This window comes from Tenggerimyces flavus (assembly GCF_016907715.1).
GTDB lineage: Bacteria > Actinomycetota > Actinomycetes > Propionibacteriales > Actinopolymorphaceae > Tenggerimyces > Tenggerimyces flavus.
Genome location: NZ_JAFBCM010000001.1, coordinates 711055 through 723618, shown reverse-complemented (window position 1 = coordinate 723618; position 12564 = coordinate 711055). Strand labels below are relative to the sequence as shown.

Here is a 12564-nt window from a genome sequence, read left to right as displayed (position 1 = left end):
ATCATTAGCCCCTTTACGCCGGGTAGACGCCAGGTAGAGCGGCCACAGGCCGTGTGAAGCGACCCACCCGGTCAGGGCAGGATCTCGCCCGCGCCGCTCAGGTGGTTGAGGGCTCGCGTTCGGTCCAGCGTTCCGGCGACCTGACGTACACCCGGTGCCACAGCAGGGCGAGGAGACCGCCGAGGATCAGGACGCCGAGGCCGAACCAGCCGACGGTCGCGGGCGAGCCGACCTGGTCCGCGACGATGCCGCCGATGAACGGGCTGAAGCCGGAGGCCGTGCTGAGGCCGGTGTTGCTCAGCCCGATCATCTGCGCGCGGCGAGAGTCCGGGACGGCGAGCGTGTACGACGCCGTCGCCTGCATGACCGCGACCGTCCCGAACGCGCCGGCGATGACGAACAGCACGCAGGACAGGACGATGTTCGGGCTGAGGAACGCGAACAGCAGCGGGATCGGGCAGAGGACGGTGACGAGGCCGATCGTGCGCGGGCGTACGCGTTCGGGCACCCAGCGGGAGTAGGCCCAGGCGCCGATCACGCTGCCTAACGGGTCCGACGCGAGCAGGAAGCCGACGGCGATCGTGCCGGCGCCGATGGCCGCGGCGTACGGGGCGGCGAGTCCCTCGTACACCGTGCTGAACGCCATCAACCAGATGATGAAGCAGAGCGTTCGCAGCCCCCTGTCCGCGAACATCGCCTTCGCCGAGACGCCGATCGAGGCGAGGAACGACTGGCGCCTCTCGTTCGCCTCGTGCGCGGGTGCGGGCCGGAACTTGATCCCGAACCTGACCAGAAGCGCCGACGCCAGGAACGTCGCGGCGTCGAGGGCGAGCGCGATGCGCGGGTTGATGACCGTGATCAGCAGGCCGCCGCCGAGGAAGCCGGCGAGCTGGGCGGTCTGCATGGTGATGTTCCGCAGCGCCATGCCGACGAGGAACTGGTCGCTGGTGAGAATGTCGGGGAGCTGGGAGATCTGTGCGGCCTTGAAGAGCGGGTTGAGGAACGAGACCAGGCCGACGAGCACCCACAGGCCGGCGAACGGCATGCCGGGAAACGCGACGAGCAGGATCAGGAGCGCTCGGACGGCGTCGACGGCTGCCATCACGTTCCGCCTGGGGAACCTGTCGGCGATCCCGGGCAGGATGATCCCGCCGAGCAGGCTCGGTGCGAACGTCAGCGCGTACGTCAGGCCGGTGAGGGCCGCGGAGTTGGTCGCCTGGTAGACGAGCACGGACAGCGCGACCCGGGCCATCTGGTCGCCGGCTTGTGACGTCAGCTCGGCGAGCCACAGCGCGCGGAACTCCGACACGCCGAGGACCTCGCGGAACGTGACGCGACCCTTCTTCGGAGAACCCCCGCTCTCTGGCACGCGTGCACCCTAGGGCGTGTCTCTCAAATATCGCCAGGCGCGCGACACCCCACATCCCGCCTGGCCGCGGTCCAGCTCGTCACCCATATAACCAATATGAGTTCCTCCTGCACCACGCCCAGCCGGGCGCGGGGCGCCGCGCGCTCGCGCGCTACGCGCGCTTGTCCGACGCTCTTTGAGAGACACGCCCTAGACGCTGGCGCTGACTTATCGCTGACGCCGAGGTGCTGCTGTGGACGGTCTGTGGGTGGTCTGTGGACGGCTTGTGGACGGCTTTCGGCGCTTTCGGTGACCCGTTCTGGTCACGGCTTCGGGGTGTCTCAGTAGGATCCGGTGAGCCGACCGTCCGACAAACGGGGGTAAGCGTGACCTGGATCATCATCGCCATCGTCGTCGTTGTGGTGTTACTCCTCATCGGCGTGGTGGTGTCGTACAACCGTTTCGTCAGCCAGCGGAACCTCGTCCAGGAGTCCTGGCGGCAGATCGACGTTGAGCTGCACCGCCGGTACGACCTGATTCCCAACCTGGTCGAGACCGTCAAGGGCTATGCCTCGCACGAGCAGTCGATCTTCAACGAGGTCGCGCGCCTGCGCTCGGCCGCGACGGCCGGCGACTCGGGCTCGTCGCTCGCCGACCGGGCCTCGGCCGAGACCGCCCTGTCGGCCGGCCTGCGGCAGCTGTTCGCGGTGGTGGAGAACTACCCGGACCTGAAGGCGAACTCGAACTTCGGCGAGTTGCAGCGGCACCTGGCCGAGACCGAGGACCGCATCGCCGCGGGGCGCCGCTTCTACAACGCGAACGTGCGCGCGTACAACACGCGGGTGGAGTCGGTGCCTTCGAACATCATCGCTTCGACGTTCAAGTTCGCGAAGGCGGAGTACTTCGAGGTGGAAGAGGCCGAGGTGCGGGCCGCGCCGACGGTCGACTTCGGCACACCGGCGGCCGGCCAGGTGCCCCCGTCCTCGCCTCCGCCGCCTGCCGTGGAGAGCTGAGCTTCTCCCTTATCCACAAGCGCTGTTGGCCGGCCGACCTCTGTCGGCCGGCCATGTGATTATTGGGGCACCCGGAGATGAGAGGAGGTGATCTGGAGATGAGCGTGCAACTGAGACCCGGGCGGATGACTGTGCGGGAGTTCATGGACTTCGAGTACGACCGTGAGCGTTTCCGCTATGAGCTCCAGGAGGGGAACCTGGTCACCAAGTCGAGCCCGGTACCGAGGCACAACGTCGCCTGCGCCCGGCTCTTTGGGCAGCTCGAGGCTCAGTTCCCGGCCGGCTTCATGGTGGTGACGGACATCGACGTCGACCTCCAGCTCGCACCGGCGGATGGACCGGGCACGGTCCGGCAACCGGATGTCGTCGTCTTCCGCACCGAGGAGTACGACAGGGTCCACGAAGAGCACGACATGATCCGCGCCTCGAGTTTGGTCCTCGCGGTGGAGGTCCACTCGCCCGGCTCCGTCCGAACGGACCGGGTGATCAAGTTCATGGAGTACCGGGACGCGGGAATCGCCCAGTACTGGATGATCGACCTCGACCCGCCGGTCACGCTGCGCCCCTACCACCTCGCCGGCCCCTTCAAGTACCTCCCCGTTGGCCCGGAAGCCGTCGAGACCTACCAGACCGTCGAGCCATTCCCGCTGACGATCGACCTCGACGCCCTGGTCCGCACGCGCTAGCTTCGGGATTTCGTGTGTTGGTGGGCGACTTTGGCCGTCGAAAGACAGAAGTGCCTGTCCTGCTGAGGAGGCTTGAGAGTGCCGACGTCTCGAGTGAGCTGAGCGGGAAGGCGCTTCGTGGGTGAAGCGTCGTGGTCGCCTTACCCGGCCACAGTCCCCTCTACCTGGCGTCCACCCCACGTAAAGCGGCTAATGATCATGTCAACATGATCGTTGGCCCCAGGTTGGTCCGGACCGGGCGAACCAACGGCCGGACGAAAGATCGAGGCTAGAGGTCGGCGGTGGCTTCGGCGTAGGCGGCGGCTTGGGCTTGGACGCTGCGGAGGTAGTTCTCGGTGTCGTTGTAGCTCAGCACGGCCCGCGACCAGCCGACGTCGGTGTCGAGGTCGCCGCCCTCGGCGCAGAGGTAGCGGCCGGCGGAGACGGCGGCGTCGTCGAGGTCCTGCGGGTCGGCGCGGCCGTCGTCGTCGCCGTCGGTGGCCCAGTCGGCCCAGGACGAGGGGATGAACTGCAGCGGGCCGACCGCGCGGTCCCAGGTCGCGTCGCCGTCGAACTCGCCCGCGTCGGTGTCGCGCACCGACTCGAACCGGGAGCCGTCGAGCCGCGGTCCGACGATCGGTTGCGAGGGCCGGCCGTCGGCGAGCAACGTACGCGAGCCGTGCCGCCCGTGGTCGGTCTCCACCGCGCCGATGCCCGCCAGCGTCACCCACGTCAGGTCGCACGACGGAGCCAGCGACGCCAACCGGGACTCCGCCACCGCGTACGACTGCAGCGCCCGCGCCGGCACGTCGGTCCGCGATGCGACCTCGGCAGCCCACGTGGCGAACTCCGCCTGCGGACCGGCAGCAGCGGCCGACGGCACGGGCGTAGGAGGTGGTACGACGGGCAGCGGAGCGGGCCCGACAGGGGGCGCGGAGCATGCGGCGGCCACGAGCAGGGCGACAACGCCGAGCGACCTCAAGGAACCTCACCTCAGACGAAGAACGATGAAGGAGGGCTGAGGTGTGGACTCACCCTAACCCAGGCGCCAGCGCCTCCAACAGCTCCGAAGCCCGGTCCGTCGCCGCGGCAGGATCGGCTGAAGGCGACCCGATCAGCGGATCGAAGTTCAGGTCGTAGAACACCTCGGTCACGCCCTGCGTCCCCAGCCATGCCACGTCCGCACGGATCTGCTCGACCGACCCGCTCAACCGGCGCCGCCCGCCCTCGGGCAACCCCGACGGCACGACCTCCACCACCCCGCGGCACACGAATCGCAACGCGGCAGGATCCCGCCCGGCCTCCGAAGCGGCCGCACGGATCACCGCGACATCCGCGCCGATCCGCGAAAGGTCGGCAGCCGACCGGCTGATCCACCCGTCCGCCAACCGCCCAGCCCGCCGCAGCGCGGGCTCGGCCGACCCGCCGAACAACACCGGCGGACCCGGTCGCTGCACCGGCTTCGGCAGGATCCGGCTCGAAGGAACGGTGTAGAACGCGCCCTCGTGCGACGTCAGCTCCGTCGTCCACGCGGAACGCAGCACCGAGACGTACTCCGCCAGCCGCGCCCCGCGACGTTCCATCGGCATGCCGACCGCCGCGAACTCCTCCGGCTCCCAGCCAAGCCCCAGCCCGAGGTCCAGCCGCCCGCCGGACAGCACGTCGACCGACGCGGCCTGCTTCGCCAGGTACGCGGGCGACAGGAACGGCGCGTTCAGCACCGCGACGCCGAGCCGGATCCGCGACGTCCGGGCCGCGGCGAACGCCAACGCCACCATCGGGTCCAGCACCGACTCGTACACCGGGCTCAGCCGCTGACCAGCCCCGACGAGCAGCCGCTGGAACGTCCACAACGACGCGTACCCGAGCGACTCCGCCCGCGCGGCGAACGAGCCGAGGTTCGAAGGAGTCGCCCACGCGCCCGCCACCGGCGCACCGAATCCGATCCGCACGCCCATGAATCTAGACCACCTCCGCGGCCTTGCGCGCGGCGATCAGCACTGGGTCCCAGACCGGTGAGAACGGCGGCGCGTACGACAGGTCGACCATCGCCAGGTCCGCCACCGTCATCGCGTTCCACAACGCCATCGCGCAGATGTCGATCCGCTTCGCCGAACCCTCCCGCCCCACCAGCTGTGCGCCGAGCAGCCGCCCGGTGCCGCGTTCGGCGAGCAGCTTCACCGTGATCGGCGCCGCGCCCGGGAAGTACCCCGCCCGCGTCGTCGACTCCACCGTCACCGCCTCGTACGACAGCCCGGCCCCGCGCGCGTCCGCCTCGAGCAGCCCGGTCCGCCCGACTTCGAGGTCGCACACCTTGCTCACCGCGGTCTTCACGATGCCCGGGAACGTCGCCGAGCCGCCGCCGAGGTTCGTACCAGCCACGCGGCCCTGCTTGTTCGCGTGCGTGCCGAGCGGCACGTGCACGTACCGGCCGGACACCCTGTCGTACGTCTCGACGCAGTCGCCGGCGGACCAGATGCCCTCGTGGTCGCGCACGACCTGCCGCTCGTCGACGCGGATCGCCTTGCTCGCGCCGAGCGGCAGCCCAGCCTCGGCGGCGAGGGAGGAGTTCGGGCGTACGCCGGCGCCGAGGACGACCAGATCCGTCTCGTACGTCGTGCCGCCGGCGACGACCGCGCGGACCTCGCCGGCGGAGGTGGTCTCGAACGCGTCGACCGATGTGCCCGTGACGACATCGATGCCCATGCCCTCCATGGCTTCGTGGACGAGCTTCCCGAGGTCGGGGTCGAGCGTGGTCATCGGCTGTTCGGCGCGGTCGATCACCGTCACTGTCAACTTGCGCCTGACAAGCGCCTCGGCCATCTCGATGCCGATGTACCCGGCGCCGACCACCACCGCGCGGCGCGGAGAATTCGCAAGTCTGTCTAGCAAATCCTCACCATCGGCGAGCGTTTGTACGCCGTACACGCCCTTGGCGTCCACGCCGGGAACCGGCGGCCGCAGCGGCGTCGCGCCGGTCGCGATCAGCAACTGGTCGAAGCCGAGCTGCTCCGACGTCCCGCCGTGCCGCACCTCCACCTTGCGCGCGGCCACGTCGATCGCGACGGCTTCGGTGCCCAGGCGGACGTCGATCCCGTTCTGCCGGTGCTTCTCCGGCGAGCGGGCAATGAGCTTGTCCCGTTCGGTGACGTCGCCGGCGACCCAGTACGGGATGCCGCACGCGGAGTACGACGTGAAGCGGCCGCGCTCGACCACGATCACCTCGAGGTCGTCGCCCCGCAGCCGCTTCGCCTGACTGGCGGCCGACATCCCCGCCGCGTCCCCACCGATCACCAGCAGTCGCTCACCCATGCCGCCCAGCCTGCCACCACCACGTGATCATGAAGGCAAACCCGGCGTATATGACCGGTTCGGCTTCATGATCACGTTCATGATCACCCGGGGGGGTGGCGTGGGAGGGGCTGGTCGCGGGGTGCTGTTGGCGGTCTCGTTGCCACCGGAGGGACACCTCAGACCGCTACCGTGGGCCGCATGGCTGAGCAGAAGGCGATCGAGTGCTGGCTCGCCGACATGGACGGCGTGCTCGTGCACGAGGGGCGGCCGGTGCCGGGTGCCGCGGAGTTCGTGCGCAGGCTCAAGGAGCTCGGGCGGCGGTTCCTCGTTCTCACCAACAACTCCATCTACACCCCGCGCGACCTCCGGGCGAGGCTGCTCGCGGGCGGCCTCGACATCCCCGAGGAGTCGATCTGGACCTCCGCGCTCGCGACCGCGAAGTTCCTCGCCAACCAGAAGCCGGGCGGCTCGGCGTTCACGATCGGCGAGGTTGGGCTGACGACCGCGCTGCACGCCGTCGGGTACATCCTCACAGACAACGACCCCGACTACGTCGTGCTCGGCGAGACCCGCACGTACAGCTTCTCCGCGATCACGACCGCGATCAGGCTGGTCGGAGGCGGCGCGCGGTTCATCGCGACGAACCCCGACCCGATCGGCCCCTCGCCCGAGGGACCGCTCCCCGCGTGCGGCGCCGTCGCGGCGCTGATCACGAAGGCGACCGGCGTCGAGCCGTACTTCGTCGGCAAGCCGAACCCGCTCATGATGCGCAGCGCGCTCAACCAGCTCGAGGCGCATTCGGAGAGCACCGCGATGATCGGCGACCGCATGGACACCGACGTGATCTCCGGCATCGAGGCCGGCCTCACCACCGTGCTCGTGCTGACCGGCGTGACGCAGCAGCACGAGATCGACCGGTTCCCCTACCGCCCGTCCCGCGTCGTCGACTCCGTCGCGGATCTCATCGACGACCTTTAGCCGACCGCGTGCTGGCGGATCCAGGTGTGCATGGCGATCGCGGCCGCCGCGCCGGCGTTGATCGAACGGGTGGAGCCGTACTGGGCGATCGACAGCACTCGCTCGCACGCCGCGCGCACGGGCTCGGACAGGCCCGGACCCTCCTGCCCGAAGACCAGCACGCACCGCCGGGGCAGGTCGGCTGACTCGAGCGGGACCGAGCCTGGCAGGTTGTCGATGCCGAGCACCGGCAGATCCTCGCCACGCGCCCACGAGACGAGCGCCGCGGCGTCGGGATGGTGGCGAACGTGTTGGTACCGGTCCGTCACCATCGCCCCGCGCCGGTTCCACCGCCGACGGCCGACGATGTGCACCTCGCGGGCGAGGAACGCGTTCGCCGTACGGACGACCGAGCCGATGTTGAAGTCATGCTGCCAGTTCTCGATCGCGATGTGGAAGTCGTGCCGCCGCAGGTCGAGGTCGGCGATGACGGCATCGCGCCGCCAGTAGCGGTACTGGTCGACGACGTTCCGCCGGTCACCGTTCGCCAACAGCTCCGGGTCGTAGCGCGGATCGTCCGGCCACGGTCCTGACCACGGCCCGACGCCGACCTCCAGCTCGTCCATGCTGCGGAGACTAACGAGCAAGCACGATCAAGCCAGCCAGGCCGTCGCTGATGCACGATGTGCCCATGGACCCGCTCGCCGCGTACGCCGAGGTACTTGCGGTTGCCCTGGACGAACACGAGGCGACCAGCGCCGACCTCGCGAAGCGGCTGTACCTGTCGCCGTCCCACTTCGCCCGGGTGATCGCGGCGAGCGCGGGCGAGCCGCCCGAGCGGATGCGGCGCCGGATCCTGCTGGAACGCGCCGCGTACCGGCTGCTGAGCACGGACCGCTCGGTGCTCGAGGTCGGCGTCGAGGCGGGCTACTCCAGCCACGAGGCGTTCACCCGGGCGTTCGCACGGGCGTACGGGTCGCCGCCCGCCAGCTGGCGCCAGCAGCCCACGCGGTTGCCCCTCGGCGACCCGAACCGCGTGCACTTCCACCCGCCGGACAGCCTGCGGCTGCCCGCCCAGCAGAAGGTGAGCTCGATGGACGTTCTCGTCACGATGGTGGAGCACCACGTCTGGGCCGTCGGCGAGATGCTGACACAGGCGGAGAGAATGAGCGACGATCAGCTCGACGCGCGCATAGAGCTGTCGGTGGAGGGCATCGACAACGAGCCGACGGTACGTACGTTGCTCTCGCGCCTCGTCGGCCAGCTGGACATGTGGGGTGCGGCGATCGAGGGACGGGCGCAGGATCTCCCTGTCCCACAAGGTGAAACCGTCGCACAGCTGCAACGACGGCTCGGCGCGGTCGGCCCGGCGTTCCTCGAGCAGGTCCGCACGGTGTGCGCGCAAGGTCGGCTTGACGAGGCCGTCGTCTGCCCGGGGGAGCGGCCGGAGGTCTACACGTTCGGCGCTGTGATCGCCCACGTTCTCACGTTCGGCCCGCACCGTCGCACCCTCGTCGCGGGAGCGTTGCACGATGCCGGGCTGGACGATCTCGACGGCGGTGACCCGATCCGCTGGATCACCGAGCGCGCAGCGGGCTGATCAGTACGCGAAGCGCAGGATCTTGCCGACGTCTCGGAGGCCGGGGAGGTACGACATGATCCTCAGGCTCACGCGACCCGAGAGCGGCAGGCTGTCCAGGCCGGGCATGTCCACACTCAGCAACGCGTCCAGACAACGCAGGCCGGGATGGAACGACTCCAGCTCTCGAGGATCGTCGATGCCCCAGTGCAGCGTCGCGCCCGCGTTGCGGACCGCCGGAACGAGCTTCTGCAGCTTGATGCCGAACGAGCCGTAGCAGTCGAACAGCAGCTGACCGGACGGGAATCGTCCACAGATACGGGAGATCAGGCTGCGCCCCTCCTCCGGCGTGAGGTACATCGACAGGCCCTCGAAGACCGCGACCGTCGGCCGGTCCGCGGGGAGGTCCTCCAGCCAAGCGGAGTCGGTGACCGAGGACGCGACCAGGTGGTAGTCGCCGGGAGGCGCGGTCATCAACCGAGACCGCAGCGCGATCACGTCCGGGAAGTCGACGTCGTACCACCGCACGTCCGGGCCAGGAGCCAGCCGGTGGACGCGGGTGTCGAGCCCGCAGGCGAGGTGCAGCACGTTCGCGGACGGGTGCGCGGCGAGGAACTCCCGCGTCCAGTCGTCGAGCACCTTGGCGCGGATCGCGACGCCGACGGCCGAGGTCGGTGTCATCCGAGTCCGAGCGAAGTCGTACTCGATCCGCTCGACCGTCCGGGCCGCCTCGTTGTCGTGCAGGACGGAGTTGGGCCGCTTGCTGTCCAACGCCCGCCCGTACAACGTGGCGAGCATCGTCGCCGGTGCGCCGGTCAGGGTGATCTTCTCGCGCTCCACGGTCGGTCACGCTACTCCGCTTCGTGGTCGCGCAAAGCCGCGAAGCGGAGTACGGTCCGGGCCGTAAGTACCCATCGGGTCCTCGGGGAGGAACGCTTCATGCGCGCAGTTCTCGTCATCGCGGCCGCGGTCGCCGCGACAGCAGCATCGATCCCAGCGGCGGTGGCCGCACCCGCGCCTGCGCAGCCGGCGGCGAAGACGTGTGTGCGGCACGACCTGCCGGTGCCGGCGGGCGCGACGTACGCCGACGTGCGGAGCTCCGATCCCGCCGGCGCCTACCAGCTCGGCACCTGGCGGAAGGGCACCAGCGAGAACCGGATCTTGCTTTGGCACCGTGGTGTTCCGGCCGATCTCGGAGCGCTCCCGGAGGAAGAGGGCGTCTCGCTGGTCTCGGGTCGCGGCGAGATCGTCGGGAACGACAACCGGATCGAGGACCAGCACAGCTGGCGGCTGAAGAACGGGGTGAAGACGCGGCTGCCCGTCCCGGCCGAGGCCGCCGACGTGGCGCCGACGGCGATCAACGCCAAGGGCGAGATCGCCGGCCTGTACGCCGTGCGCGCTCTGGAGGTGCAGCGGGCGATCGTCTGGCACGCCGACAACTCCTACGACGTGCTGCCGATCCCGGCCGGCTTCACCAGCTCGCGGGCGGACGCGATCGACGACGACGGCACGGTGCTCGGCATGGTCGGCAACGACGTGCAGAGCCGGCCGATCGTGTGGCGCGGCGAAAGCTACGAGCTGCTGCCGCCGGAGGAACCGTCGTACGTCTACGCGTACGACCTCCGCCACGGTGTCGCCGCGGGCCAGCTGGAGGGTGCTCCGGCGATCTGGGACCTCGCGTCCGGCCAGGTCACGTCGCTGCCGGGGGAGGGCCAGTTCTTGCACATCAACCGGCGCCGTTCGGTGCAGGGGCGGGTGAACGATCGCGACGTGCTGATCAACCGGCTGGGCATCGAGTGGAACCTCCCGGCCAGCTCGGAGCAGGGCATCAACGTGGTGGACCTGGACGACGCGAACAACGTGTACGGCTGGGACTGGGGCAGCAACGTCTTCGCCATCCGCTGGAGCTGCCGCTGACCCAGCCCGGTGATCATGTACGTGATCATGAAGCCAAACTGGTCGTATACGACGGCTACGGCTTCACGATCACGTACATGATTACGGCGCCAGAGGGGTAGCGTCGAGCAGCATGCGGATCGTGTCGTTGCTGCCCTCGGCCACGGAGATCCTCTTCGCGGTCGGGGCCGGCGACCACGTCGTCGGCGTGACGTTCGAGTGCGACTACCCGGCGGGGGCACGACGCAGGCGGATCGTCTCCACCAGCATGCTCCCCGAGGGCCTCACCCCGCAGCAGATCGACCAGCACGTGAGCGAACGGATGGCCGCCGGCGAGGACCTCTACCACCTGGACGAGGGCGCCCTCCGCGACCTCGACGCCGACCTCGTCGTCACCCAGGACCTGTGCGCCGTCTGCGCGGTGGACGTGTCCGTCGTCGACGACGCGCTCGCCTACCTCGGCTGCCGCGCCGACGTCCTCACGCTCGACCCGCAGACCCTCGACGACGTGCTCGCGACCATCACCGAAGTGGGCGAACGCGTCGGCAAACCCGCACCAGCACACCAGCTCGTCGACAGCCTGCACAGCCGCCTCAAGACAGTCGCGCAAGCAGTCGAGGGAAGGGAACGACCGCGAGCGATCGTGCTCGAGTGGACCGACCCGCCGTTCGCCCCCGGCCACTGGGTGCCCGAGATGGTCACCCGCGCCGGCGGCGAGAACGTCCTCGGCCAGGCGGGCAAGCGCTCCGAGCGCACCACCTGGGCGGCCGTACGCGACGAGCGCCCCGCCGTCGTCGTCGGGGCGCCCTGCGGCTACGACCTCGCAGGCTCGGCCAAGCTCACCGAGGCGATCAAGCACGAGCTACCAGGAACGGCAGAGCTGTGGGCCGTCGACGCCAACGCCTCGTTCGCCAGACCCGGCCCGCGCCTCGTCGACGGCATCGAGGCGCTCGCCGCGATCCTGCATCCAGGTGCGGGAATCCCCGAGAACCCGCACCTGGCCCAACGCATCTCAGCGTGACGTCTTCCGGCGGAACAGCCAGGTTGCCCAGGCGAACGCCGCCAGGAACAGTCCGCCCGCCCAGGCCACCGCGAGCCAGCCGCTCGACCCGATCGGCGTGCCCGTCAACAGCCCGCGCACGGTCTCGATGATCGGCGTGATCGGCTGGTTCTCCGAGAACACCCGCAGCACCAGCGGCATCGTGTCCGTCGGCACGAACGCGCTCGACAGGTACGGCAGGAACATCATGAAGAACGTCATCGCGCTCGCCGACTCGACGCTCTTGGCCGCCACACCGATCGCCGCGGCCAGCCAGGAGAACGCCAAGATGTACAGCGCCAGCACGAGCACCGCGAGCAGCCAGTCCAGAGCCGTCGCGTTCGGCCGGAACCCCATCAACACAGCGGTCGCGAAGACGATCGCCGTCGCCAGCGAGTTGCGCGCCAACGAGGCCGTCACGTGCCCGGTCAGCACCGCGAAGCTGCGGATCGGCATCGACCGCAGCCGGTCGATCATGCCGTGCTCCATGTCGTGCGCCACGGACACAGCGGTCTGCGAAGCGCCGAATCCCGCACACAGCAAGATGATTCCGGGTACGACGTAGTTGATGTACGCGGTCCCGGTCTCGATCGCGCCGCCGAACACGTACACGAACAGCGCCATCATCAACAGGGGCAGCGCGATCGACATCAGCAGCGTCTCGACGTTGCGACGCGTCAGTCGGATGCTCCGCCCGATCATCGTCAACGTGTCGTTGACGGCGTTTCCGAAGCCGGTATGACGAACCGGCAGAACCTCAGTACTCACAACGA

The 12564-nt window shown here is 69.4% G+C and carries 13 protein-coding genes; 6 read left to right on the top strand and 7 right to left on the bottom strand.

The window, feature by feature from the left end; genetic code table 11:
- Positions 1-97 precede the first annotated feature (97 nt).
- Positions 98-1369 carry an MFS transporter gene (locus JOD67_RS03570; RefSeq protein ID WP_307782260.1) on the bottom strand — a complete coding sequence of 424 codons (1272 nt, stop codon included), beginning with the start codon at positions 1367-1369 and terminating at the stop codon, positions 98-100.
- Positions 1370-1734: 365 nt separating this feature from the next.
- Between JOD67_RS03570 and JOD67_RS03565 the strand changes: the two genes are divergently transcribed.
- Both JOD67_RS03565 and JOD67_RS03560 read left to right on the top strand, forming a co-directional pair.
- Entirely contained in the window at positions 1735-2361 is a 627-nt protein-coding gene (locus JOD67_RS03565) for a LemA family protein (RefSeq protein WP_205115099.1), read from the top strand.
- Between the two features lie 98 nt (positions 2362-2459).
- Positions 2460-3047, top strand: coding sequence for a Uma2 family endonuclease (locus JOD67_RS03560; RefSeq protein WP_205115098.1), 588 nt, complete (start codon positions 2460-2462; stop codon positions 3045-3047).
- Positions 3048-3315: 268 nt separating this feature from the next.
- On the opposite strand, the gene JOD67_RS03555 is transcribed toward JOD67_RS03560, so the two are convergent.
- From JOD67_RS03555 to JOD67_RS03545, 3 genes are read right to left on the bottom strand one after another with little or no spacing between them, the layout of a single operon-like run.
- On the bottom strand, positions 3316-4008 hold the full coding sequence (locus JOD67_RS03555) for a lytic transglycosylase domain-containing protein (protein ID WP_205115097.1): 693 nt from the start codon (positions 4006-4008) through the stop codon (positions 3316-3318).
- Between the two features lie 49 nt (positions 4009-4057).
- Positions 4058-4978, bottom strand: coding sequence for a TIGR03619 family F420-dependent LLM class oxidoreductase (locus JOD67_RS03550; protein WP_205115096.1), 921 nt, complete (start codon positions 4976-4978; stop codon positions 4058-4060).
- Positions 4979-4988: 10 nt separating this feature from the next.
- Complete coding sequence (locus JOD67_RS03545) at positions 4989-6338, bottom strand: FAD-dependent oxidoreductase (RefSeq protein WP_205115095.1); 1350 nt, start codon at positions 6336-6338, stop codon at positions 4989-4991.
- Between the two features lie 180 nt (positions 6339-6518).
- Here JOD67_RS03545 and JOD67_RS03540 point away from each other — a divergent pair, with 180 nt between their 5' ends.
- Positions 6519-7298 (top strand): HAD-IIA family hydrolase, encoded by a 780-nt coding sequence (locus JOD67_RS03540; RefSeq protein WP_205115094.1) that lies wholly within the window; start codon positions 6519-6521, stop codon positions 7296-7298.
- Here the strand turns inward: JOD67_RS03540 and JOD67_RS03535 are convergent.
- Complete coding sequence (locus JOD67_RS03535) at positions 7295-7903, bottom strand: TrmH family RNA methyltransferase (protein ID WP_205115093.1); 609 nt, start codon at positions 7901-7903, stop codon at positions 7295-7297. The genes JOD67_RS03540 and JOD67_RS03535 overlap by 4 nt on opposite strands.
- Before the next feature lie 65 nt (positions 7904-7968).
- Here JOD67_RS03535 and JOD67_RS03530 point away from each other — a divergent pair, with 65 nt between their 5' ends.
- Positions 7969-8877 carry a helix-turn-helix domain-containing protein gene (locus JOD67_RS03530; protein ID WP_239553706.1) on the top strand — a complete coding sequence of 303 codons (909 nt, stop codon included), beginning with the start codon at positions 7969-7971 and terminating at the stop codon, positions 8875-8877.
- Here the strand turns inward: JOD67_RS03530 and JOD67_RS03525 are convergent, their stop codons facing one another.
- Positions 8878-9696 (bottom strand): class I SAM-dependent methyltransferase, encoded by an 819-nt coding sequence (locus JOD67_RS03525; RefSeq protein ID WP_205115089.1) that lies wholly within the window; start codon positions 9694-9696, stop codon positions 8878-8880.
- A 99-nt stretch (positions 9697-9795) separates the two neighbouring features.
- Between JOD67_RS03525 and JOD67_RS03520 the strand changes: the two genes are divergently transcribed.
- The gene (locus JOD67_RS03520; RefSeq protein WP_205115087.1) at positions 9796-10773 is read left to right on the top strand and encodes a hypothetical protein; all 978 of its coding nucleotides are present in this window, start codon (positions 9796-9798) and stop codon (positions 10771-10773) included.
- Positions 10774-10885: 112 nt separating this feature from the next.
- Complete coding sequence (locus JOD67_RS03515) at positions 10886-11773, top strand: cobalamin-binding protein (RefSeq protein ID WP_205115078.1); 888 nt, start codon at positions 10886-10888, stop codon at positions 11771-11773.
- Here JOD67_RS03515 and JOD67_RS03510 read toward each other — a convergent pair.
- Positions 11765-12559, bottom strand: a complete 795-nt coding sequence (locus JOD67_RS03510) for an ABC transporter permease (RefSeq protein ID WP_307782259.1) — start codon at positions 12557-12559, stop codon at positions 11765-11767. The genes JOD67_RS03515 and JOD67_RS03510 overlap by 9 nt on opposite strands.
- Positions 12560-12564: the final 5 nt, after the last annotated feature.

Coding starts and splice junctions, on each gene's coding strand:
- JOD67_RS03560 (WP_205115098.1), top strand. CDS start 2,460: ATGAGCGTGCAACTGAGACCCGGGCGGATGACTGTGCGGGAGTTCATG.
- JOD67_RS03545 (WP_205115095.1), bottom strand. CDS start 6,338: ATGGGTGAGCGACTGCTGGTGATCGGTGGGGACGCGGCGGGGATGTCG.
- JOD67_RS03540 (WP_205115094.1), top strand. CDS start 6,519: ATGGCTGAGCAGAAGGCGATCGAGTGCTGGCTCGCCGACATGGACGGC.
- JOD67_RS03535 (WP_205115093.1), bottom strand. CDS start 7,903: ATGGACGAGCTGGAGGTCGGCGTCGGGCCGTGGTCAGGACCGTGGCCG.
- JOD67_RS03530 (WP_239553706.1), top strand. CDS start 7,969: ATGGACCCGCTCGCCGCGTACGCCGAGGTACTTGCGGTTGCCCTGGAC.
- JOD67_RS03520 (WP_205115087.1), top strand. CDS start 9,796: ATGCGCGCAGTTCTCGTCATCGCGGCCGCGGTCGCCGCGACAGCAGCA.
- JOD67_RS03515 (WP_205115078.1), top strand. CDS start 10,886: ATGCGGATCGTGTCGTTGCTGCCCTCGGCCACGGAGATCCTCTTCGCG.